A 22,574-nucleotide genomic window follows, 5' to 3' on the forward strand; every position below is an offset into this window, starting at 1 on the left:
ACACAAACGTTTTAAAATAAAAAAGCACTTCTTTTGAAGTGCTTTTTTATTTACTAAATTTAAAGGAAGTTCAAAACAAACACCTCAAAATACTGTTATTCTTTATTTTAATACCACAGAAATACCTCTAGCTACTGAAGAATATTCTCCTGTTGTAAGTACTGTACTTTTACCATTTTTCCAAACTGTTGCTTGATATCTTTGATGTTTTGGATCTATGATGTAACCACACACAAATACATTTCCTTCAATTACTTGTACATCGCGTGCTAGTGATCGTGAAAAATTATTCAATTCTAAAGACTGTAGTACTCCATTCTTCCATAATTTTGCAGTATACTTTCCATCTAAATAATCATACCCAGCCACATATACATCCCCATTTGAAACAGTTACTGCTTTAGCATACGAACGTTCTCCTGTTTGTGCTAAATTAACAGAAACACCGTTTTTCCACAACATAGCCTTGGTGCCATTGTTATCCTCAATACCAACAACATACACATCATTACCGTTTACAAAAATATCTTCAGCCGTAGATTCTTTAGAGCCCGAATTAAGCGCAACTACAGTGCCATTTTTCCAATATTTTGCTCTTTTGTCAATAGTACCTTCAATAACCTCACTTACCTGCCCAGCTACATATACATCATTTCCACTTACATAAACACTATTTAATTTAGCATTATTGGTACCATCTGTAATATGGGTAGCCTTTCCATTTATCCACAACGTAGCGTAAAGTGTAGGTCTATTGAGTGTGTACCCAGCAACATAAACATTACCATTTGAAACGAATACTTTATTAGCAAATGTTGCGCTTCCTAATGGAGATAGAAGCTCCTTGGGCACACCATTTTGCCAAATGATTGCTTTATCTGGTTTAACCCCAGCTGAATTATCAGTATTCAAATAACCCACAACATAGCTATTTCCGTTATCTACTACAATATCATTGGTTTCAGTTAAAATATTGTATCCCGTTAATGGTATTGCTTGATTATTTTGCCAATACATTGCTCTATTAATAAGCGATTGATCGGCTTGATATCCTGCAACATAAATATCAACATCTATTGGTTTAGGATTTTCTTGAAAGTTGTTATCATCTTCTCCACATCCAATAAGTACAATGAACAAGAAAGAAAGTAGAAACAAATGTATTAGTGATTTATAGAAAACGATTTTGGTCATAACAAAAATTACTTTAATGTATTAATAAAGAAACGGTTTATCTCTTTAACTTACTATTTAATTAAATCTTAATATACAAAAATCGTAAAAAAAATTGTAACTAAGAATTCGTAATTTTCAAAACATCATTCATAATCAACAAATTAGCTGTTTTCAAACAAATCATATTTAATTTTACAATTCTTGTTTAACGATTATAATTTTTGTTTAAACAAAATATAGATAGGAATATAAATAAGTAGATAAAATACAAGATATAAACAACATATTCTTCCATATAATAAAAAAAGAGAACCAATTTCTTGATTCTCTTGCTAGTAGCGGGAACTGGACTCGAACCAGTGACCTTCGGGTTATGAGCCCGACGAGCTACCTACTGCTCTATCCCGCGCTGTGCGTTTTGTTGAATTTTTACTACGATTAAAAAACGAAATTCTAAACATTTTTCAAAAGGACTTTTAGTCTTAGTAGCGGGAACTGGACTCGAACCAGTGACCTTCGGGTTATGAGCCCGACGAGCTACCTACTGCTCTATCCCGCGCTATTGTGGTGCAAATGTAGAACAACTATTTTAAATAAAAAAACATTTCGTACTCTTTTTTTTAAATTAGTGTGTTTCGTGATTATTCCATACCTTTGCACCTTAGTATATATTATATGTCGCACAAAGCTGGTTTTATCAATATTGTAGGAAATCCTAATGTAGGAAAATCAACCTTAATGAATGCTTTTGTTGGTGAACGCTTGTCAATCATCACTTCAAAAGCACAAACAACTCGTCATCGCATTTTCGGAATTGTAAATGGAGACGATTTTCAGATGGTTTTTTCAGACACGCCAGGTATCATTAAACCTGCCTACGAATTACAAACATCAATGATGGATTTTGTAAAATCGGCGTTTGAAGATGCAGATATATTAGTTTATATGGTAGAAATTGGTGAGCGCGACTTAAAAGACGAGAATTTCTTTAAGAAAATTACCAATGCTAAAGTTCCTGTGTTGTTATTATTGAATAAAATCGATAAATCAAACCAAGAACATTTAGAAGAGCAAGTTGCCTTGTGGAAAGAACAAGTACCAAATGCAGAAATTTATCCAATATCGGCTTTAAATAATTTTAATGTTGATACGGTTTTCAATAGAATTTTAAGCTTGTTACCTGATTCGCCTCCTTATTATCCAAAAGATGCTTTAACAGATAAACCTGAACGTTTTTTTGTAAACGAAAGTATTCGCGAAAAAATTCTTTTGCATTATCAAAAAGAAATTCCGTATTCGGTAGAAATCGAAACAGAAGAATTTAAAGAAGATGATGACATTATTCACATTAAAGCAGTGATAATGGTAGAGCGCGACAGCCAAAAAGGAATCATTATAGGACATAAAGGCGCTGCTATTAAAAAAGTAGGAATGGAAGCCCGTGCCGATTTAGAAAAATTCTTTGGCAAGCAAGTACACATAGAATTGTTTGTAAAAGTAAACAAAGATTGGCGCAACAATCAGTTTCAATTACGCCGTTTTGGGTATCAACAAAAATAAATCACACTTTTAAAAAAGTGCCTGTTATATGAACAACATTGTAGCAATTGTGGGTAGACCTAATGTAGGAAAGTCTACCTTTTTTAATCGTCTTATTCAAAGACGCGAAGCCATCGTAGATTCAGTAAGTGGTGTTACGCGCGATCGTAACTATGGAAAATCTGAATGGAATGGAAAAGAATTCTCGGTTATTGATACCGGTGGATATATTAAAGGATCAGATGATATCTTTGAAGGCGAAATTCGCAAGCAAGTAGAATTGGCTATTGATGAAGCTGATGCTATTGTTTTCTTGGTAGATGTAGAAGAAGGTATTACACCTATGGATAATGAAGTGGCTAAATTGCTACGTAAAATTACCAAACCTGTACTTTTAGTTGTAAATAAAGTAGATAACGCAAAACGCGAACAAGATGCTTTTGAATTTTACAACTTAGGTTTAGGCGAATACGTTACCATGTCTGGAATGAGCGGTTCTGGAACAGGAGAAGTTTTAGACAAATTGGTTGAAATTTTACCTGAATTACCTGAAATTGAAGAAAATCAAGAAGAACTTCCTCGTTTTGCAGTAGTGGGGCGTCCTAATGCAGGAAAATCTAGTTTTATAAACGCGTTAATTGGCGAAGATCGTTTTGTGGTTACTGATATTGCTGGTACTACTCGTGATGCTATCGATACTAAATACAACCGTTTTGGTTTTGAATTTAACTTGGTTGATACTGCGGGTATTCGTAGAAAAGCAAAAGTTAAAGAAGATTTAGAATTTTACTCGGTAATGCGTTCTGTACGTGCTATTGAACATGCCGATGTTTGTATTTTAGTAATTGATGCTACTCGCGGATTTGAAGGTCAGGATCAAAACATCTTTTGGTTAGCAGAAAAAAACCGCAAGGGTATTGTTATTTTAGTAAACAAATGGGATTTGGTTGAGAAAGACACCATGACAGCCCATGATTACGAAAAACGCATTCGTGAAGAAATTGCTCCGTTTACCGATGTGCCTATTCTATTTGTATCAGCATTAAACAAACAACGTTTGTTAAAAGCGCTAGAAGCTGCTGTACAAGTATACGAAAACCGTAAGCAGCGCATTGCAACTTCTAAATTAAACGATACGTTATTACCTATCATAGAAAACAACCCACCACCAGCAATTAAAGGTAAATACATTAAAATTAAATACTGTATGCAATTACCAACGCCGGTACCACAGTTTGTTTTCTTTGCTAATTTACCACAGTATATTAAAGATCCGTACAAGCGTTTTGTTGAAAACAAACTACGTGAAATTTATGATTTTGAAGGAGTACCACTTGATATTTACTTCCGTCAGAAATAATTATAAAAGGAAAGATGATACATCTTTCCTTTTTTTGTATCTTCAAAAATAGGTAAACCTCAACTTAATTGCGACATACCTTTTTAACATAATTATCCTATTTTATATCTTTGTGTTATGAAAAAAATACTATCTCTACTAACCGTTTTAATAATTCTTTTAAGCACATCGGCAATTGCGCAATCGATTCAGTTAAAAGGAAAAGTAATTGATGAAGCCAAAACAGCTGTTTCTGATGTTACCGTTTATTTATCAGCCGCTAAAGATTCTACTTTAATTCAGTACGCGTCAACCGATGCTGCTGGTTTGTTTTCAATGGATATTAATGCGGTAAACGAACCTTCGTTTTTAACGTTGTCGTTTATTGGTTATCAAGATCATGTTGAAAAATTCGAGAAACTCATCGAATCAAAAGACTTAGGCAACATTACCATGAAAGCTGATTCTGATTTACTTTCAGAAATTGTTATTGTGACCGATGCACCTATTCGGGTAAAAAACGACACGCTTGAGTTTAACGCAAAATCGTTTAAAGTACGACCTGATGCTAATGTAGAAGCGCTTTTAAAAGAATTACCAGGAGTAGAGATTGATGCCGATAAAAAAATCACCGTAAATGGTAAAGAAGTCACACAGATTTTAGTAAACGGAAAACCTTTTTTCAATGAAGATGGTAGCATTGCCTTGCAAAACTTACCTGCCGATTTAATTAAGAAAGTACAAATAACCGATCATAAAACAAAAGGCGAAGAATTTTCGGGCAGAAGAGCCAAAAGTGATAATACAAGTATCAACTTAACCATTGATGAGGAAAATAACAAAGGCTTAATGGCTAAGTTAATGGCGGGTATTGGCAGTATGGTTGATGATAAAAATCGTTATGAAAGCAGCGGTTTGTTAAACTACTTTAAAGGCGAACGTAAAATATCTATACTGGCATCATCAAACAACATTAACTCAACAGGTTTTTCTATGGATGAAATCTTTGATAATATGGGTGGCGGTCGTAGTCAAATGTTTAGCTTTGGCGGGCGCTCTGGTGGTCCAGGTGGCTTTGGTAGTAGCACAGGTATTACGCGTACCAACATGATTGGCGCTAATTATTCTGATGAATACTTTAAAGATTTTGAAACCAATGTTAGCTATTATTTAAACGATACGCAAAACAAAAACAACAACCGTTCACGTGTTGTAAATCTTTTACCTGATGGTGATTTTATAACCGAATCAGAATCTGCGCGTACCAATAATAACATTAACCACAATGGTAATGCACGTATTGAATACAAAATAAATCCTACAACAAAGATATTCATCAATCCATCGGTTACAGCTAATAAGAACGAATTTGAATCGAAACGTAGCTCAAAATCTATGGATGCTAACGATAACTTGTTTAATGAAAGTAACGAAAACAGCTTTGCAACTGCCAATAGTTTTACGTTTAAAAACGCACTTCAGTTCAATAAAAAGCTAAATGATAAAGGAAAAAACTTCAGTTTAAAGTTTAACAACAGCAACTCTAAAACTACAGGTATTGGGCATACCAACTCAATTACTAAATTTTATCAAGACAATGCAACCGATGATGTTCGTAATCAGCAAGAAAACACACGATCTACTGCCGATACGTACTCATTAACAGCAGAATATTCGCAACCAATTAGTAAAACAAGTTATATAGATTTTGGTTATTCGTTAGATTATGATCAACAAACAGATGTGTTAGAAACATACAATTTCAATGAAAACAGCAATAACTTTACCGATTTAAACGGAGCTTTATCTAACCAAACACAAACCAATATTGTTACCAACACGCCTTATGTGGGTATTAATTATGATAACGATAAACTAAACTGGTACGTAAATTCTGGGGTAAACATTGCCAATTACAATGCAGATGCGTACTACTTAAATATCAATTATGGGGTTGATAAAAAGTTTGTATCGCCTTATGTACAGGCAAGTTTTAGATACAAGTTTGATAAAAGCAAAAACTTTAGTTTTCGATACAACTACAACGTATCAAACCCTAGTGTAATGCAAATATTAAACTACAAACGTTTAAATGATCCGTTGCAAACATATGTGGGTAATGAAAACTTAGATCAAGCAAAATACCACGCTGTTAACTTTGGATATCGCAACTTTGATTTTCAAACACGCTCTGGATGGAGCATCTTTTTCAATGGAAATTATTACACATCGCAAATTGTGGCATCAACTATTTTTGATGAAAACCGTAAACGCACTACAACCTATGAAAACATTGCCGATGCTTATAGCACAAATCTTTATGCCAACTGGAACAAATCGTATAAAATTGATGAACACACTATAAGATATGGCTTAGGTGGTAGAATTAGTTACGGTAAACAACGTGCTTTTGCCAATGGTGTTTTGTACAATGCCAACGAGTTAAGTTTTGCACCAAACGTATATACATCTTGGGATTATGGTGATGTATTAAGCATTGCGCCTTCATACAACCTTTCGTACAACAATACCAACTATACCAATTTACAATTTGATAAAACCAACTATTTAAGACACAATGTAATGGTACAAACCACTACGTATTGGCCTGAAAACTTTACATGGGGTAACGATTTTAGCTACACCTATAATGGTAATATTGCCGATGGTTTTAAGAAAGATTTCTTTATGTGGAACACAGCTGTATCCTACGCTTTCTTAAACAAGGCATTAACTGCCAAAGTAAAGGTGTACGATATTTTAAACCAAAACACAGGTACATCTAGAGTTATTGGCACCACAACTATTGTTGATCAAGAAAATACGGTTTTAGAACGCTATGTGATGTTCTCTGTAACATGGAAGTTTGATCAGTTTGGTAATGGCGGCGCTAAAGGTAAAGGACGTGGCAATAGAATGGGTCCACATTCTATGAGAACTACCAGAGAGTTGTAAAATAATATTAAAACGTGTAAAATTAATTACACGTTTTTTTTACTTTGTTATTAAAAATAAGTCTAAATAAATTATGTATTTATAATAAGATTAAATAATTTTGCACTCTGATTTCATCAAAAGCATCCATGTTTAAATTATCAAAATACATCTGGTTAGTCTGTTTATTCACAGCAACTTATTTAAGTTACGGACAAAGTTTCACAGTTGAAGTTTTGGTAAAAGATAGTTTACAAACAAACGTACCCGATGCTTTAGTTGATTTTATAAGCAATGCCAACTTTACAAAACAATACGTAACCAATGCTCAAGGTAAAGTAACAGCGGTTTTACCAAAAGGTAATTACAATATGCAAATAACGCACAGTAATTATCAATCGGTTTTTAAAAACATTACGGTTCATGCTAACACTACTGAACGAATTACACTTCAGTATTACGGCAATCAATTAGAAGCTATTGTTATAACCGCTAAAGAAAGTAAAGGCTTAACCTCATCTTCTAAAATCGATCGTCAAGCTATGGCACACTTACAACCTAGTAGTTTTACCGATTTATTAGAATTACTACCAGGTGGTAAAGCACAAAACCCTAACCTTACAGGCGCTAAAGCTATAACAATTCGCGAATACGGGCAACCCAATAATCAATACGCAACAGGCTCTTTAGGTGTACAGTTTGTGATGGATGGAAACACCATGAACAGTGCCGCAGATATGCAAACATCTATCCAAGATCCTTTTCAAAAAGAAAAAAATGTACTTGATATCATAACATCTCGTAATACCCAAGCTAATGGTATCGACATGCGAACGATATCAACCAACGATATTGATAATGTAGAAATTATTCGTGGTATACCAACTGCATCATACGGCGATTTAACTTCGGGCTTAGTTGTTATTAACCGTAAATCGGGTGAAACCGAATGGCAAAGTCGATTAAAAGTCGATGGTTTTAGCAAACTATATTATTTAGCCAAAGGATTTAAAGTAGCCGATAATTGGCATATCAACACCAGTTTAGATTATTTAGATGCCAAAGCCGACCCACGTAATACCCACGAAAACTACAAACGTTTTTCGGGTTCGGTTCGATCTACCATGCATCTTAAAGCAGGAGTTAACAAATTAAAATGGCAAAGTAATTTAGATTACAACTTAAGTATTGATGATGAATCCGTAGATCCAGACAGTGGTTACGCACAAATTGATACTTATAAAAACACTCGCCAAAACATTGCTTTTGCCAATAACTTTGATTACAAAATAAGATCGGGCTTTTTTAATCGTTTGCAATTAAACACATCTATTAAACAAGGGTACGATGATTTAAAACAAACCAAATGGGTACAATTCTCGGGTCCAACTGTTATATCAACTGCAACCGAAGAAGGTGTAAACGATGGTTACTTTCCCGAATTAAGTTATGTATCATACTTAAAAACCGAAGGTCGCCCTTTAGATATGTCGTACAAATTCATAGCCGATGCTTCTTTTACATCGGGGGCTATTGCACATGCTATTGAAACAGGTTTGGATTTTAAATACTCTAAAAACAATGGTCGCGGACAAATGTACGATGTTTTAAAACCACCTACTGCTACAATGACATCGCGCCCACGTGCTTTTAACGATATTCCTGCATACCAAAACCTTGCGTTCTTTGTAGGTGATAAAATGCAATACGATCTTGAAAATCATGGTTTTACCATGTATGCTGGTGCACGTATTTCTAAAATGATGGGTATGCCCAGTGCGTATGCTTTAGGCAACAAAGTATATTTTGAACCCAGAGCCAATATACAATACAGCGCACCAAGTATAACTATTGCAGGTAAAGAACTTAAAACCGATGTTACTTTTGGGTATGGTACGCTGTACAAGCAACCTACTTTGTTAATGCTATATCCTAACAAACGCTTTTTAGATTTTCAGCAGTTAAACTTTCATCACTACAATCCCAATTTACGTTACGTAAACTTTATGACGTATGTATTAGATAACACCAATTACGATTTGGTAGCTGCTAAAAACATTAAGAAAGAAGTTCGTTTAGATATGGAATATGAAAAACATCAGTTTTTTATTACCTACTTTAATGAAGATATGAAATCGGGGTTTAGAATAGATGATCAGTTTAAAACCTTTTATTATAATAGATACGATGCAAGTGGTTTGGATTTAGAAAACATGACCGAAAAACCAAACATTAACGACCTACCTTTTACACAACAATACAGCTTTTCTATATACGCTACCAACCTAAACGGAAGTAGAACGTACAAGCAAGGAATTGAATTTGGTTATAACTCGCCTCGTTTTAAAAGCATCAACACTCGTATAACACTTAATGGCGCATGGTTTAAAACAATTTATGAAAACTCAATGCCTTTGCATGAAAAACCGAAACAATCTATCAACGGATTATCATTTCCTTATGTAGGTATTTATAAAAATGATTATGGTTACAATAACTCGGGTTTAAATTACAACTGCATCATCGATACCTATTTACCTAATTTAGATATGAATATTTCTTTATCGTTACAAGGCACATGGTTTTCTAACGAAGCAAGATCGCCAATGATTGCCGAACCTTATGCGTATTATGATAAAGACGGTAACCTATTTGCTTTTACCGAAGCCGATAAAACCGATACCTACAAACAATGGTTGGTACGTAACGTATCATTTACAGAAAACTTGAAAAAAGAATATACTTTTGATATTGTAGGCAACTTAAAAGCAACCAAACGCTTATACAATAACTTAAAAACATCGTTGTTTGTTAACCGTTTGTTTAGTTACTATGGTCCGTATATATTTATGGGCAATGAATACGAACGTAACTTTAACAGCGCACCTTATTTTGGAATGGAATTAACGTTTAATTTTTAATTATATCATGAAAAATAGATTACTATTTATGTTCTTAGCCATAGCAGGCTTAACATTTACCACCGTAGCTTGTAGCGATGACGATAACACCAATGGTGTTGTTGATAACACACCTGCTAAAGTATCATTAACATTTACAGGTGATAACATTGCCGAGATAAAAAGCATGAAGGTTGATTTCAAAGAAATCAATACAGGAATTGTTACTACAAAAGATATTACTGCATCGCCTTCTGAGTTAGATCTTAAAAAAGGATCATACACAGCAACAGCAAATGGTACTGTAAAATTAACAACAGGAGAGGAAATAGAAGCAGCAGGTACGGTAGCTTTTGATTTAACCCAAAACGCCCAAAACGTAACTATTAAATTAAGTATTAAAAACTTTAGCGAAGATTTTATTATAGAAGAAGTTTTCTTTACAGGTGTACGAACACTTGAAAACAAAATCTACACATCGGGGCGTTATTTTAAATTAACAAACAACACCAACAAAGTGTTAAACACAGGTGGATTAATTGTATTTAAATCAGAGTTTTTACCATCAACCAACAACACAAACACACCTGAAATACGCAATACCCATTTTGCAGTGAATGGTGCTTTAATGATACCTGCTACTTTAGGCAAAGATGTACAACCAGGTGACTTTGTTGTTATTGCAGATATGGCTATGAATCATAAAACAACTAATATACCTGCTTACGATTTAAGCAATGCCGATTATGAGTTTCCTAACTTAGACAATCCTTCTTTGGGTCAGGTTGATAACCCTGCGGTACCTAATGCAACCGTTATTTACAGCTCTGCTAACTACAATATGTATTTCTTACACAACCGTGGGTTAGAAAGCTATGCCATTGCACGTTTTCCTGCTAATGAAACTACAGAAACATGGTTAGCTAACTACAAATACGATTACGAATACCCTAATCAAGCGGGTAACATTACTAAAAAAAGTGCCTACAAAGTACCTAACTCTTGGATTTTAGATGGTGTAAACAGTGCAGTTGATGCTACTTGGTTACGTAATCCTTTAGATGCATCTATTGATAGTGGCTTTACAGGTTGCGGTACTATTGATAGTGACCCAGAACGTTACGGTAAAACCATTCGTAGAAAAGTAATTGGTACTATGGAAAATGGCAAACCTATGTATAAAGACACCAATAACTCTACCGAAGATTTCAAAAAAATGTCTGCATCAAGTTTTGCAAACGGTATTGTTCATTAATAACTTATTATGTTTAAAAATCTAAAATACATCACCTTATTACTATTGCTTTGCATTGGTTTTCAAACTAAGGCACAAGACACGCTTTCGTTGTATCAAAACATCGAAAACCAAAACCATGTATTTAGATCTTTTAATAAAGAATATTACTATAATCCGGCAAATATGTTGGATTATAGTAATCATTCTTTTTCTACCATTCAATTAAACTATCAAACCCAAAAGAAAAATACCTATCTGTTACCAGAAGGTTCGGGTTTAAATCAATTCAAACTAGAAACAGCTTCTTATAAAAAAAAGCAAAACAATGCACTTTGGGGCAGCGCTAGTTACACACAAAGCAAAGTAAAAAACGTACAATGGAATAATAATGTTGATTTAGACAGAATTGCTTCCATAGCCATTGCCGATTCGGTTGGTGGTACCTTAAACAAACAAACCTATAACTTTACAGGTGGCTTTGCCCAACAATTAAACCAACTTACCTTGGCACTTGCCTTGGATTATACCGCTACATTAGGTTACAAAACACAAGATCCGAGACCTAAAAACACAACATCTGATCTTAACTTACAAATAGGTGCTCACTACCCTGTACTAACCAACTATAAAGTAGGTGTGTTTGCTGGGCTAAACAAATACATACAAGCAACAGAAATTGCTTTTTCTAGCGAAATACAAAAAACACCTTTATACCAAATGAATGGTTTAGGTAGTTATAATTTCTTCTTTAGCAACAAAACCACCAATGCTTACTTTAAAGATTTTGTATATCATTACGGATTAACCTTTGGTACCCTTAACAATACCTTTAACATAAGTGTAGGTAGTTACAAAGGTAGGTTAGTAAAAGATGCTGCTACCGACTTAGGTAAATCTAGTTATGAAATAAACCGCATACAACATCAAACCAACTTTATAAGTGCTTTAAAGCTGTTTAGCCTAAACCAACAATTTACTGTGGGGGTTAAAGCACAATACAACAACACTACCAGAAAAGGTTTTGAAACCTTGTACACCAATAACAGCAATGTTTTATCAAAGTTATTAGAAAGCGAAAACTATGCTTACAAAACCAACCAACTAAAGGTACAGTTATTACTACAATACCAAACCAACAACAGCACCCTTGCGGTTACACCCTACTTTACGCAGCAAAAAAACACCGAAGATAGGTTTGACAACAACAGTTACCAACACCACAATTACAACTACATAGGTACAACTGTTTTTTATCTACAACAGCTAAACGCCAATAATGTAATTAATGTGCAATTAAATGCTTATCAACGTAAGGTTACAAAGGCAAGCAATTACTTTAGCACCTACACATCTACTGGTATAAACAATTGGTTAATGCACGATTATGATGTTAAAAGTAGCCAGTACAATGCCTTAACATCTGCTGTAACCTATCACACAAAAATACATCCTAAAAGAGCACTTTATGCTATCTTTGCAGTCGATTATATAAAGTTTCACAACAAAAGTACCAATACTCAAACAACGCTTACCGTAGGCGTTACCTTTTAAAATGAATAAGTTTTTTATCTTTTTTATCGTAGTTGTTTCGTTTTTATTGTTAGGTTTTTTTCCTGCCATCAACAACTATGCAACCACCAACCCGCCGTACGATTCTATTGTACAGTTATACAAAACACCTATTGGCAACTGGCCATCGCCTACAATAGATAAAGGTGTAAACTGGCAAGAGTTTGAAAGTATAAAGCGCGATAGCAATTACTTTAAAACACAAGAAATACCTGAAGTAGCTTTAGGAAAGATGTTGTTTTTTGATCCTAAACTATCAAGCTCTAACCAAATATCATGCAGCACATGCCACGACCCTGAAATGGGATGGAGTGATAAACGTAGAGTAGCCTTAGGACATGACCACTTAGAGGGTAAGCGCAATACGATGTCTTTACTAAACATTGCCGATAGAAAAACTTTTTTCTGGGATGGCAGAGCAACTTCTTTAGAACAACAATTAGAAGGTCCTATTACAGCTCACAACGAAATGGCGGCTAACTTTGACGATGTTGTGCTAAAACTTTCTAAAATAGAAGGCTACAAACCATTGTTTGATAAAGCATACGGTACAACCAAAATATCGTTTGATAAGGTAGCAAAGGCATTAGCAGCGTTTCAACGATCTATTAAAAGTCAGCCAAGTAATTTTGATAAGTTCATAGATGGTAAATACACTGCCTTAACCGATGAAGAAATTTACGGCCTACATTTGTTTAGAACCAAAGCACGATGCATGAATTGCCACTTTGGAAAGAATTTAACCGATGAAAGCTTTCATAACATTGGCCTTACATATTACAAACGTGAATACCAAGACTTAGGAAGGTTTGATATTACAAAAGACCCTAAAGATGTAGGTACTTTTAAAACACCTAGCCTACGCGATTTGCTTTTAACGCGCCCTTGGATGCACAATGGCTTGTTTGATAACCTAGAGGGCGTTGTAAATTTATACAACAGCGGCATGCACATGATTGATCCTACCGAGGAACAAAAGAAAAACGACCCTAACTATCCGTACACCGATGCTTTGTTAAAACCATTGAACCTAACAAAAGAAGAAAAAAAGGCATTAGTAGCCTTTCTTGAATCGTTATCGGGTACAACATACAAAATGCGTAGACCCGAATTTCCTACAAAATAGTATGTAATACCATAAACATGTACACAAAACCGCCCACTGTATTTTAAACTCAATGGGCGGTTTTTGTTATATAACTTTTACAAGTTCACTTCTTAGGTTTACTTATAGCATTTTTTAATAAGCATAATGTTTGTACTAATTAAAGATAGTTGTTTATTATTCAATTTTTATTATAGTAGAATTATATTTAAAAAACAATTTCCTAATTCTTTAGTACTTAGTTATAAAAACCCATTTAATACTTTTGTTATCACTTTTATTTAATTGATGTTTAAAATAAAACACTTTATTGTCTCCTTTAAGCTCTGCTCCTTTTCTAATAAACCAATCATTTTGAATAACAGCCCATTTTTGCTCTACACCATCTGTTGATTCACTAGTTAATGCAATAGCATTAACAGGAAATTCTAAAAAATCTTCGGTATCTACTTTATTAAAATGGGATGCATCTACAAAAGGATTAGGCTTAACAATTGCACCATCATAATTTAAAAATTGAGTAGCATAGTAAATAATTTCATTTCCTTCTTCAAATAAAACAGTAATATAACCTGCATCATTTGCTGGAACTTCTTCAACCTTTAAATTAAATGTTGGATTCAATGTGTTGTAATGATAAACACCACCTCCTTCAAAGGTATTTGTAGCATCATCAACAACTAAAACAGCTATTCTATCTACATTTTCATATGGCACAGGTACTATATCATCATTATCATCGCAACCACACATCCAAGCACATAATGATCCTCCAATCATTAATATCATGTTTTTAAATCCTATCATATATTACTTATTGTTAAAATATTAGTGTAAATATATATCTTTTTCAAAGTAAACACATCATTCTTTAGATAGTAAAGTTTTACTCCTGTATAATGTCACGCTAATAAGGTAATCCAGACAAAAAGTATAATAAAATGTTAAAAAGAACACTAAATATCAAGTATGTTTTTTTATATATACTTTTTTTAACACATTTGCGTTAACTAAAGTACACTAACAAAACATTTATGAAAAACTTACTCTATTTATGCGTATTGCTATGCAGTACGTTTGCATTTTCTCAAAAAATTGAATTAAAAGGTAAGGTAATTGCCGAGGATAAAAAACCTATAGAGGCTGCTACTATTTACTTATCAACCCAAAAAGATTCTACTCTTATTGATTACACCATTACCGATGTAGCGGGTAATTTTACCATGCCTTTAAAAAAGGTTGATGAACCTAGCTTTATGACGGTATCATATGTGGGCTTTGAAGATTTCTCTCAAAAGTTTGAAAGCATTAAAGAAGCCATAAACGTGGGTACTATTACGCTAAAAGGCGATAATACCTTAGACGAGTTGGTTATTACTACCGATGCAGCGCCTATACGTGTTAAAAAAGATACGTTAGAGTTTAATGCGGCATCGTTTAAAGTGCGTCCAGATGCTACGGTTAAAGAGCTATTAGAGCAACTACCTGGTGTTGAAGTAGGTGACGATGGTAAGATAAAAGTAAATGGTAAAGAGGTAAATAATGTATTGGTTAACGGTAAACCTTTCTTTGGTGCCGATGGTAAAGTAGCTATAGAAAACCTACCTAAAGACATTATTAACAAGGTACAAATAACCGATAGTAAAACAAAAGAAGAAAAACTTACGGGGGCAGCAACAAGTGGTGAAAGTAAAACCATTAACTTAACTATTGATGAGGATAAAAACAAAGGACTCTTTGGGCGCTTTATAGCGGGCTATGGTACGGATGATCGATATGAATCGTCCTTATTATTCAACTATTTTAAAGGCGATTTTAAGATAAGTGTATTGGGTGCATCCAACAATATTAACTCTACCGGATTTTCTACCAATGAAATCTTTGATAACATGTCGGGTGGTCGTAACGGTTATTATACATCATCGTCTGATGATGGATCGTACAGTTTAAACGGAATGCAATTTGGTGGTGGTAAAGGTATTTATCAAACCGATATGATTGGGGTTAATTACAGCGATAATTGGGGCAAAAAGAACAAGGTTAGCATGAACTATTTGTTTAATGAAGTAGAGAACAACAATACCAATAAAACACGTATTGAGAATTTATTGCCAGATAACCGCTATATTACAGAATCAGAATCGTCATTAAAATCAAAAACAGGCAACCATACGTTTAACTATGAAATAGAAATGGAGTTAGACTCGTTAACCACATTAACTATTATTCCTAACATTAAAAACACCAATAGTACTAGTAGAAACAGTGGTTTTAGCGAAACGCGTAACGAAATAGGGCAATTGTTAAACAAAAGTAGCAATACTGATTTTTTAAGTGTTGATAATACTACTTTTAATAATGAGTTCTTAATTGCACGACGCTTTAAACGTAAGGGGCGTAGTTTAAGTATTGGGTTTAATAATGAAAATAAAAAGAATAATACAGATCAGTTAAAAGATGCAGCTGCTTATTTCTATCAAACCAATATGCCAGATGATATACGTAACCAAAGCATCAACAGTAACAGTCATACCGATGCTTATACTGTAAATGTGGTGTATCGTGAGCCAATTGCACCTAAACAAACATTAACGTTTAATTTCAACAATACTTGGAGTAATGAGTATCAAGGGCGTGCTACTTACGATTTTAATACTGCAAATGGTAATTACAGCAACTACAATAGTTTGTTATCATACCAAAACAGCATGAAAGGTGTTAAAACAGCGCCAAGCATTGGGTATCAAATCAATGGCGAAAAGTACTTTTTTACCTTAAACACGGGTACTACTATTAACAACTATAATGTAGCATCGGCTTACAATAACGAGAACTTTTTAAACCAACGTTTAGACATTTTACCAAGCATACGTACGTATGGTAACTACCGCATAGGTAAATCAATGAGTATTTATGCCAACTACTCGTACCAAGAAACAAGTCCTTATATGTCACAGTTGTTAGAGTATGTAGATTTATCGGGTACTTTATCAACCATGCAAGGTAATAAAGACCTTAAAACAACGCAACAACACAGCTTTTACTTAGGCTTTAATAACTATGATTGGCAATCACGTTCGGGCTACTATTTGTATGCTGGTGGTAGCTATAACCCAAGAAGTACAGGTATGATTAGTACTTTTGATGCCAACTATTTTAGTACCATTACGTATACTAATATTAATGATACGTACTATTACTGGTCTGGTATTAACTATAATAAAGATTTTAAGTTAGGCGATAAAAATAAATTAAGCTTTGCAGCTGGTTTAGATTTTAATGGCAATAAAAACAAAGGGGTACAAAACAATGTTTGGTACACATCTAATGGCACATCGTTAAAACCTGAGGTAAGCGTTACCTTAGATTTTAATAAAAAGCTTACCCTAAAACCTAGCTATAGCTATGATATTAATTACATGAAGTATGATAATTTGCCTGTACAAGAAACCAACTATTTTGTACATAAGGCAGGCTTTATGGCAACTTCATACTGGCCTAAGAACGTAGTTTTTGGTAGTGATGTTATGTATGAATACAACTCTAACATTGCAGATGGCTTTAAAAAGGATTATTTGTTATGGAATGCCAGCTTAGGCTACAACTTCTTAAGCGAACGTTTATTGGCAAAGGTTAAAGTGTATGATATATTAAATCAAAACCAAAGCGTACGCAGAACGGCATCGCCAACAGCTATTTACGATAGTCAAGACATTATTTTAAAACAGTACGTTATGTTCTCGTTAACTTACAAGCTAGAGAAGTTTGGAGGCAAAAAGAAAAACGCCTGGGATATGGAAGAATAATGAAAACAGCAACCATTTAGGTTGCTGTTTTTTGTTTTATTCGTTATTAAGTACAATGTAATTACCACAGATGCACAGATATTTTAATCATTATTTTTAGCGATTCTTTTGTAAAAGAGATATTAATCTGTGTATCTGTATAAAAAAATAAATCAACATACATAACACTATAACCCAAAGTACAGTGTAATTACCACAGATACACAGATGTATTTAATAATGATTTTTAACGGTTCTTTTTAAAAAAGATGTAAATCTGTGTATCTGTATAAAAAAAACAAATCAACATACATAACACTACAACCCAAAGTACAGTGTAATCACCACAGATACACAGATGTATTTAATAATGATTTTTAACGGTTCTTTTTTAAAAAGATGTAAATCTGTGTATCTGTGCCAAATAATAAATGAACATATATAATTGAATGCGAAGTATTCAACATCTGTGTAAATCATTAACTTCAGTTTTTCTTTCAAAAAAGATGTAAATCTGTGCATCTGTGGTAAAAAAACAAATAGATGATAACTGTGTTATGCGTCACATTTATTACTTTGTCTGTATAAACTGCGAGGTTAAGTTATGCTTTTTAGCATATTGCAATGCCTGTTCACTCGCCTCTTTGTTTCTATCGGCAGAAAGTATTTGTATACCTTTCTCAAAATACGATTGATATAAGGCATCACCATTGGTTTTTGCACTTTTATCAAGATTTCCAATAGTACCTAATATCATAGGGATATTTTGCTGTTGCATATAACTTATGGTAGCAGGCGTAGGCTCTGTTACCCCAACAAACGCAACAACTTTATTGGTATTAACCTTATATTGTTTTAAACGTTGTATATCTTCTTTGCCATTTGCCGATACCGATAACCAAATATCACCAGCTTGCTTATGAAACGCCCTAGCTTGATCGGCATTATAGGTAATCACAATACTGTAAGCTTCGGCCTTGTTATTACGAATACTTTCAATTACCTTTTCATAAGGCACACCTCGTTTCACATCTAAGGTATAAACTACCCTACCTTTGCCCCATTCTAAAGCAGCATCTAACGTAGGTATTTTATAAGTTGTTTTGGTTTTCTTATAATCTTCTAAATAAAACTGTTGCAATTCGGCATACGTATAATCACTTACATACCCTTTACCTGTAGTAGTTCTATCAAGTGTATCATCGTGCATCAATACCAAAACCGAATCTTTTGTCATAGCAATATCCGTTTCAATAATAGAAGGACCAAAAGCGGTAGCACGTTCAAAGGTTTCAACACAGTTTTCGGGATATCCTGCTGCATCTCCCCCACGATGTGCCGATATCAACGGATACTTCTCTACCTTTAATAAGGTTTCTAAATCGGCTGTTGAATTTAATTTGATCGTATATCCCACAACTGATGTTGTACTTTTTGTAGTAGTTTTCTTTTCACACGAGGCAAAAGCCAACGCAATAAACAGTAATGATGTTATTTTTTTCATTTTAAGTAGATGTCATAAAAAACGCTCAATTCCTTGAGCGTTGATTGTTATTTTGTTACTTCGGCAACTGCCTTAATAGTCTCGTCTAAATCTTGGTATGATAAAGCATCGGTAATAAACCATGTTTCATAACTTGATGGTGCAATGTAAATACCACGCTCTAACAAACCATGAAAAAAGGCTTTAAAGTCGGGTGTATCTGCTTTAGCTGCATCTTCATAATTTTCAACAGCGTTATCACAAAAGAACACAGAAATCATTGATCCTACACGATTAATCACATAGGTTTTATTGTTCTCTGTTAATACTTTGCGCATACCTGCTTCTAAATAAGCCGTTTTTTCTTCTAATCTTTTAAACAACTCGGCATCGTTGTTAATTTCTTGCAACATGGTTAAGCCCGCAGCCATAGCCAATGGATTACCTGATAACGTACCTGCTTGATAAACCGGCCCAACAGGTGCTAAATAGTTCATAATCTCGTTACGTGCAGCAAAAGCACCTACTGGCAAACCGCCACCAATTACTTTTCCAAAACAAACGATATCTGCATTAACGCCAAACAATTCTTGCGCACCACCTTTAGCTAAACGGAAACCTGTCATTACTTCATCGAAAATAAGTAAGGCACCATTGGCATCACAAACCTCGCGAAGCTTTTCAAGGAAATTATTAACAGGTGGAACACAGCCCATGTTTCCCGCAACTGGCTCTACAATAATACACGCAATTTCGTTTTTATTTGCTTGAAACAACTCGTTTACCGATTCAATATCGTTATAGTTTGCCAACAAAGTATCTTGAGCCGTACCTTTTGTAACTCCAGGGCTTGAAGGCACTCCAAAAGTTGACAAACCACTGCCTGCAGCAATTAAAAATGAATCAGAATGCCCATGATAACATCCTCTAAACTTGATAATCTTTTCGCGACCTGTAAATCCACGTGCCAAGCGCACAGCACTCATACAAGCTTCGGTTCCAGAATTCACAAAACGAATTTTATCAATATTTGGCACCATAGAAACAGCTAATTGTGCAATTTCGGTTTCAATAGCCGTTGGTGTACCAAACGATGTACCCAACTTTGTTTTCTCGATAACCGCATTTACCACAGGCTCATACGCATGCCCTAAAAGCATTGGCCCCCATGAGTTGATATAATCGATGTAACGTTTATCATCTTCATCGTACAAATAAGCGCCTTTTGCTTTTTTAACGAAAATAGGTGTGCCACCGACAGATTTAAACGCACGAACGGGAGAATTAACTCCTCCCGGTATATATTTTGCAGCTTCAACAAATAACTCGCTGCTACGTTTGTATAACATTATTATTGAATTTTTATGGTTTGCCCAACATTTAGGCTATTTGATTTTAAGTTGTTTAATAATTTAATACGATCTACAGGTGCATTAAACTTTTGCGATATTGCAAACAAAGTATCACCTGATTGTACTGTGTATAAATGTTCTTTTGTAGGAGTAAAAACAGGTTGTTGTTGCTCTTGAGTTCTTACTACAGGCGTGTAGTCTTTACTATTCAACACCTTTTGATCGTATTCATAAAGTCTGTAACGCTCTATGATTCCAATTAATTTTGAAGGATATTTAGGATCAGTTGCATAACCTGCTTTCTTTAATCCTTTTGCCCAAGCAGTATAATCGCTTTTATCAAGTGAAAATAAATCTTTATAATATACTCTGTGAGCTAAAAATTCAGAATGATCGTTATAAGATTCCATTGCTGAGCTATATTTTCTAAAACACTCGTTAGGCGCATCATCAGTATGTGCAACTGTTTCGCCAGTCCATTCGTCTTTGCATTTAATACCAAAGTGATTATTTGCTGTTCTACACAATGTACCATTGCCAGAACCCGATTCTAAAATACCTTGTGCTAATTTTATACTTGCAGGAATTCCGTATGTTTTCATGCTTTGCATAGCTGCTTCGGCATATAAATCAACATAATCTTCAATGGTATTTTTAGAAACATTTACTTTAGAGGTAGCAATTAAAGTTTCGGAATTGCTGTTTTTAAACTCTTCTTTATCTAAAAGTGGATTTGTAGGTTTTGTAGTTTTCTTTTCTACAACAGGAGTATTTTCTTTGTTTATTTCTGATCTTGTTTTAACAACTACCTTTCGTTTAGGATCGTTTGGTGTTCCGTATTCTTTAACAATTTTATCTTTTACTTTTGTGTTATGCGCTGCGCTACAACTCATTAAAATAAAACCTGTTAACAGCATTGTTAAAACCTTCTTCATATATCAGCAATGTTAGATTGAAGTCCTTGTAAACCTCCAGTATGAATAATTAATATTTTTGAATGGGGTGTAAAATACCCTTTTTTTATTAAATCAAACACTCCAAAAACTACTTTTGAAGTATACACAGGATCCAAAGATATTAAATATTTTTTAAAAAATTGTTGCATAAACTGTTTCAATTCGATATTAATTTTTGCATAACCTCCAAAATGATAGTCAGTTACTAAATTCCATTGTTTGTTTTTTGTGTATTTCCTCACCTCATCAAACAAAAAACCACCTTGTAAAACTGGCAATCCTATCGCCTTTTGATGTAAGTGTAAACTATTAATAATACCCGAAATGGTACCGCCTGTACCTACTGCACAACACACAAAATCGAATACAGTATCTTCTTCAGTTAGTATTTCCTCACAACCTTTTACTCCTAACTCATTTGTGCCGCCTTCGGGAACCATATAAAAAGCACCAAACTTTTCATGTAATTCTTGTAAAAAATGTTCGTGATGCTTTTCTCTGTACTGCGTTCGTGTAACAAAATAAAACTGCATGCCGTCATCAAACGCTTTCTTTAACGTAGGATTATCTTGAAATTTATCAGCCAATTCATCACCACGAATTACACCAATAGTCTTAAAACCATAATCGCGTCCAGCTGCTGCAACTGCAGCAATATGATTAGAATAAGCTCCGCCAAAAGTTAATAATGTATTTTTACCTAAACGTTTTGCTTCCTCTAAATTGTATTTTAGCTTTCTAAATTTATTACCCGATATTTCTGTGTGCAAAACATCTTCTCGCTTTACATAAACTTCTATTTCAAACGCATTAGGAAAATCAATCTTTTGATTGAATGATTGTTGCTGAGGTTGTATCATAAATATCGTAAAAAACTAAAAAAACGACGCTCTTTTAAGTAGTGAGGATTTTGTTCATTTGCATAAGCTTCACGCTCAAAAGAAACGTTTCGATACGCTTTTTTTCTGTTTTGGTATTGAAGTAAACGAATTAAATACTCCAAACCATACCAAACAAAAAAAGGAAGCACCAATGTTTCAATCTGCTGACGCAAATGTATTTTCTCGTGATTGATGAATATGGTATTGTTTTTCCAAAAATTTTCACGTGCAAAAATAAACGGATAAATTGTTATACCCGAAAACCCTTTTGGCACCCAAAATTTTGAAATAATCAATCGCATAAAGCAAAATTACAAT

15 protein-coding genes and 2 tRNA genes are annotated in these 22,574 nt (G+C 34.1%); 8 read left to right on the forward strand and 9 right to left on the reverse strand.

Features of this window, described 5'->3' with window-relative positions; genetic code table 11:
• Positions 1-102 precede the first annotated feature (102 nt).
• The 3 genes from H1R17_RS02625 to H1R17_RS02635 form a co-directional block, all read right to left on the reverse strand.
• Positions 103-1,194, reverse strand: coding sequence for a hypothetical protein (locus H1R17_RS02625; protein ID WP_163432537.1), 1,092 nt, complete (start codon positions 1,192-1,194; stop codon positions 103-105).
• Positions 1,195-1,512: 318 nt separating this feature from the next.
• Positions 1,513-1,585 (reverse strand) — tRNA-Met (locus H1R17_RS02630).
• A 77-nt stretch (positions 1,586-1,662) separates the two neighbouring features.
• Positions 1,663-1,735: transfer RNA gene (locus tag H1R17_RS02635), tRNA-Met, on the reverse strand.
• Between the two features lie 116 nt (positions 1,736-1,851).
• Here H1R17_RS02635 and era point away from each other — a divergent pair.
• The 7 genes from era (at position 1,852) to H1R17_RS02670 (ending at position 13,820) form a co-directional block, all read left to right on the forward strand.
• Complete coding sequence (gene era / locus H1R17_RS02640; protein ID WP_163432536.1) at positions 1,852-2,736, forward strand: GTPase Era; 885 nt, start codon at positions 1,852-1,854, stop codon at positions 2,734-2,736.
• Between the two features lie 28 nt (positions 2,737-2,764).
• Positions 2,765-4,075 (forward strand): ribosome biogenesis GTPase Der, encoded by a 1,311-nt coding sequence (gene der / locus H1R17_RS02645; RefSeq protein WP_163432535.1) that lies wholly within the window; start codon positions 2,765-2,767, stop codon positions 4,073-4,075.
• Between the two features lie 117 nt (positions 4,076-4,192).
• Positions 4,193-7,009 (forward strand): outer membrane beta-barrel protein, encoded by a 2,817-nt coding sequence (locus tag H1R17_RS02650; RefSeq protein WP_163432534.1) that lies wholly within the window; start codon positions 4,193-4,195, stop codon positions 7,007-7,009.
• Between the two features lie 128 nt (positions 7,010-7,137).
• Complete coding sequence (locus H1R17_RS02655) at positions 7,138-9,909, forward strand: TonB-dependent siderophore receptor (protein ID WP_163432533.1); 2,772 nt, start codon at positions 7,138-7,140, stop codon at positions 9,907-9,909.
• 7 nt (positions 9,910-9,916) lie between these two features.
• Positions 9,917-11,143 carry a DUF4876 domain-containing protein gene (locus H1R17_RS02660; protein ID WP_163432532.1) on the forward strand — a complete coding sequence of 409 codons (1,227 nt, stop codon included), beginning with the start codon at positions 9,917-9,919 and terminating at the stop codon, positions 11,141-11,143.
• Positions 11,144-11,152: 9 nt separating this feature from the next.
• Positions 11,153-12,676 carry a DUF6850 family outer membrane beta-barrel protein gene (locus H1R17_RS02665; RefSeq protein ID WP_163432531.1) on the forward strand — a complete coding sequence of 508 codons (1,524 nt, stop codon included), beginning with the start codon at positions 11,153-11,155 and terminating at the stop codon, positions 12,674-12,676.
• Between the two features lies 1 nt (position 12,677).
• A complete protein-coding gene (locus H1R17_RS02670) occupies positions 12,678-13,820 on the forward strand; it encodes a cytochrome-c peroxidase (RefSeq protein ID WP_163432530.1) in 1,143 nt (380 codons plus the stop codon).
• A 210-nt stretch (positions 13,821-14,030) separates the two neighbouring features.
• Here the strand turns inward: H1R17_RS02670 and H1R17_RS02675 are convergent, their stop codons facing one another.
• Positions 14,031-14,606, reverse strand: a complete 576-nt coding sequence (locus H1R17_RS02675; RefSeq protein WP_163432529.1) for a hypothetical protein — start codon at positions 14,604-14,606, stop codon at positions 14,031-14,033.
• Positions 14,607-14,833: 227 nt separating this feature from the next.
• Between H1R17_RS02675 and H1R17_RS02680 the strand changes: the two genes are divergently transcribed.
• Positions 14,834-17,605 (forward strand): outer membrane beta-barrel protein, encoded by a 2,772-nt coding sequence (locus H1R17_RS02680; protein WP_163432528.1) that lies wholly within the window; start codon positions 14,834-14,836, stop codon positions 17,603-17,605.
• Positions 17,606-18,155: 550 nt separating this feature from the next.
• Here H1R17_RS02680 and H1R17_RS02685 read toward each other — a convergent pair.
• Genes H1R17_RS02685 through H1R17_RS02705 form a run of 5 tightly spaced genes read right to left on the reverse strand, consistent with a single transcriptional unit; the run spans position 18,156 to position 22,558 of the window.
• A complete protein-coding gene (locus H1R17_RS02685; protein WP_163432527.1) occupies positions 18,156-19,088 on the reverse strand; it encodes a glycerophosphodiester phosphodiesterase family protein in 933 nt (310 codons plus the stop codon).
• A gap of 47 nt (positions 19,089-19,135) precedes the next feature.
• Complete coding sequence (gene hemL, locus H1R17_RS02690; protein ID WP_163432526.1) at positions 19,136-20,416, reverse strand: glutamate-1-semialdehyde 2,1-aminomutase; 1,281 nt, start codon at positions 20,414-20,416, stop codon at positions 19,136-19,138.
• A 2-nt stretch (positions 20,417-20,418) separates the two neighbouring features.
• On the reverse strand, positions 20,419-21,354 hold the full coding sequence (locus H1R17_RS02695; protein ID WP_240453358.1) for a glucosaminidase domain-containing protein: 936 nt from the start codon (positions 21,352-21,354) through the stop codon (positions 20,419-20,421).
• Positions 21,351-22,235 carry a 1-aminocyclopropane-1-carboxylate deaminase/D-cysteine desulfhydrase gene (locus H1R17_RS02700; protein WP_163432525.1) on the reverse strand — a complete coding sequence of 295 codons (885 nt, stop codon included), beginning with the start codon at positions 22,233-22,235 and terminating at the stop codon, positions 21,351-21,353. Before H1R17_RS02700 ends, H1R17_RS02695 begins: the two co-directional genes overlap by 4 nt.
• A complete protein-coding gene (locus H1R17_RS02705; RefSeq protein ID WP_163432524.1) occupies positions 22,232-22,558 on the reverse strand; it encodes a hypothetical protein in 327 nt (108 codons plus the stop codon). The genes H1R17_RS02700 and H1R17_RS02705 overlap by 4 nt, the downstream gene beginning before the upstream one ends.
• Between the last annotated feature and the right edge of the window lie 16 nt (positions 22,559-22,574).

The sequence above is a fragment of the Flavobacterium sp. xlx-214 genome (assembly GCF_013874595.1).
Lineage (GTDB): Bacteria > Bacteroidota > Bacteroidia > Flavobacteriales > Flavobacteriaceae > Flavobacterium.

What these genes read in the sequence shown, in the direction of transcription:
- H1R17_RS02665 (WP_163432531.1), top strand. Translation starts at nt 11,153, where the DNA reads ATGTTTAAAAATCTAAAATACATCACCTTATTACTATTGCTTTGCATT.
- H1R17_RS02670 (WP_163432530.1), top strand. Translation starts at nt 12,678, where the DNA reads ATGAATAAGTTTTTTATCTTTTTTATCGTAGTTGTTTCGTTTTTATTG.
- H1R17_RS02695 (WP_240453358.1), bottom strand. Translation starts at nt 21,354, where the DNA reads ATGAAGAAGGTTTTAACAATGCTGTTAACAGGTTTTATTTTAATGAGT.
- era (WP_163432536.1), top strand. Translation starts at nt 1,852, where the DNA reads ATGTCGCACAAAGCTGGTTTTATCAATATTGTAGGAAATCCTAATGTA.
- H1R17_RS02655 (WP_163432533.1), top strand. Translation starts at nt 7,138, where the DNA reads ATGTTTAAATTATCAAAATACATCTGGTTAGTCTGTTTATTCACAGCA.
- H1R17_RS02675 (WP_163432529.1), bottom strand. Translation starts at nt 14,606, where the DNA reads ATGATAGGATTTAAAAACATGATATTAATGATTGGAGGATCATTATGT.
- der (WP_163432535.1), top strand. Translation starts at nt 2,765, where the DNA reads ATGAACAACATTGTAGCAATTGTGGGTAGACCTAATGTAGGAAAGTCT.
- hemL (WP_163432526.1), bottom strand. Translation starts at nt 20,416, where the DNA reads ATGTTATACAAACGTAGCAGCGAGTTATTTGTTGAAGCTGCAAAATAT.
- H1R17_RS02650 (WP_163432534.1), top strand. Translation starts at nt 4,193, where the DNA reads ATGAAAAAAATACTATCTCTACTAACCGTTTTAATAATTCTTTTAAGC.
- H1R17_RS02680 (WP_163432528.1), top strand. Translation starts at nt 14,834, where the DNA reads ATGAAAAACTTACTCTATTTATGCGTATTGCTATGCAGTACGTTTGCA.
- H1R17_RS02625 (WP_163432537.1), bottom strand. Translation starts at nt 1,194, where the DNA reads ATGACCAAAATCGTTTTCTATAAATCACTAATACATTTGTTTCTACTT.
- H1R17_RS02705 (WP_163432524.1), bottom strand. Translation starts at nt 22,558, where the DNA reads ATGCGATTGATTATTTCAAAATTTTGGGTGCCAAAAGGGTTTTCGGGT.
- H1R17_RS02660 (WP_163432532.1), top strand. Translation starts at nt 9,917, where the DNA reads ATGAAAAATAGATTACTATTTATGTTCTTAGCCATAGCAGGCTTAACA.
- H1R17_RS02685 (WP_163432527.1), bottom strand. Translation starts at nt 19,088, where the DNA reads ATGAAAAAAATAACATCATTACTGTTTATTGCGTTGGCTTTTGCCTCG.
- H1R17_RS02700 (WP_163432525.1), bottom strand. Translation starts at nt 22,235, where the DNA reads ATGATACAACCTCAGCAACAATCATTCAATCAAAAGATTGATTTTCCT.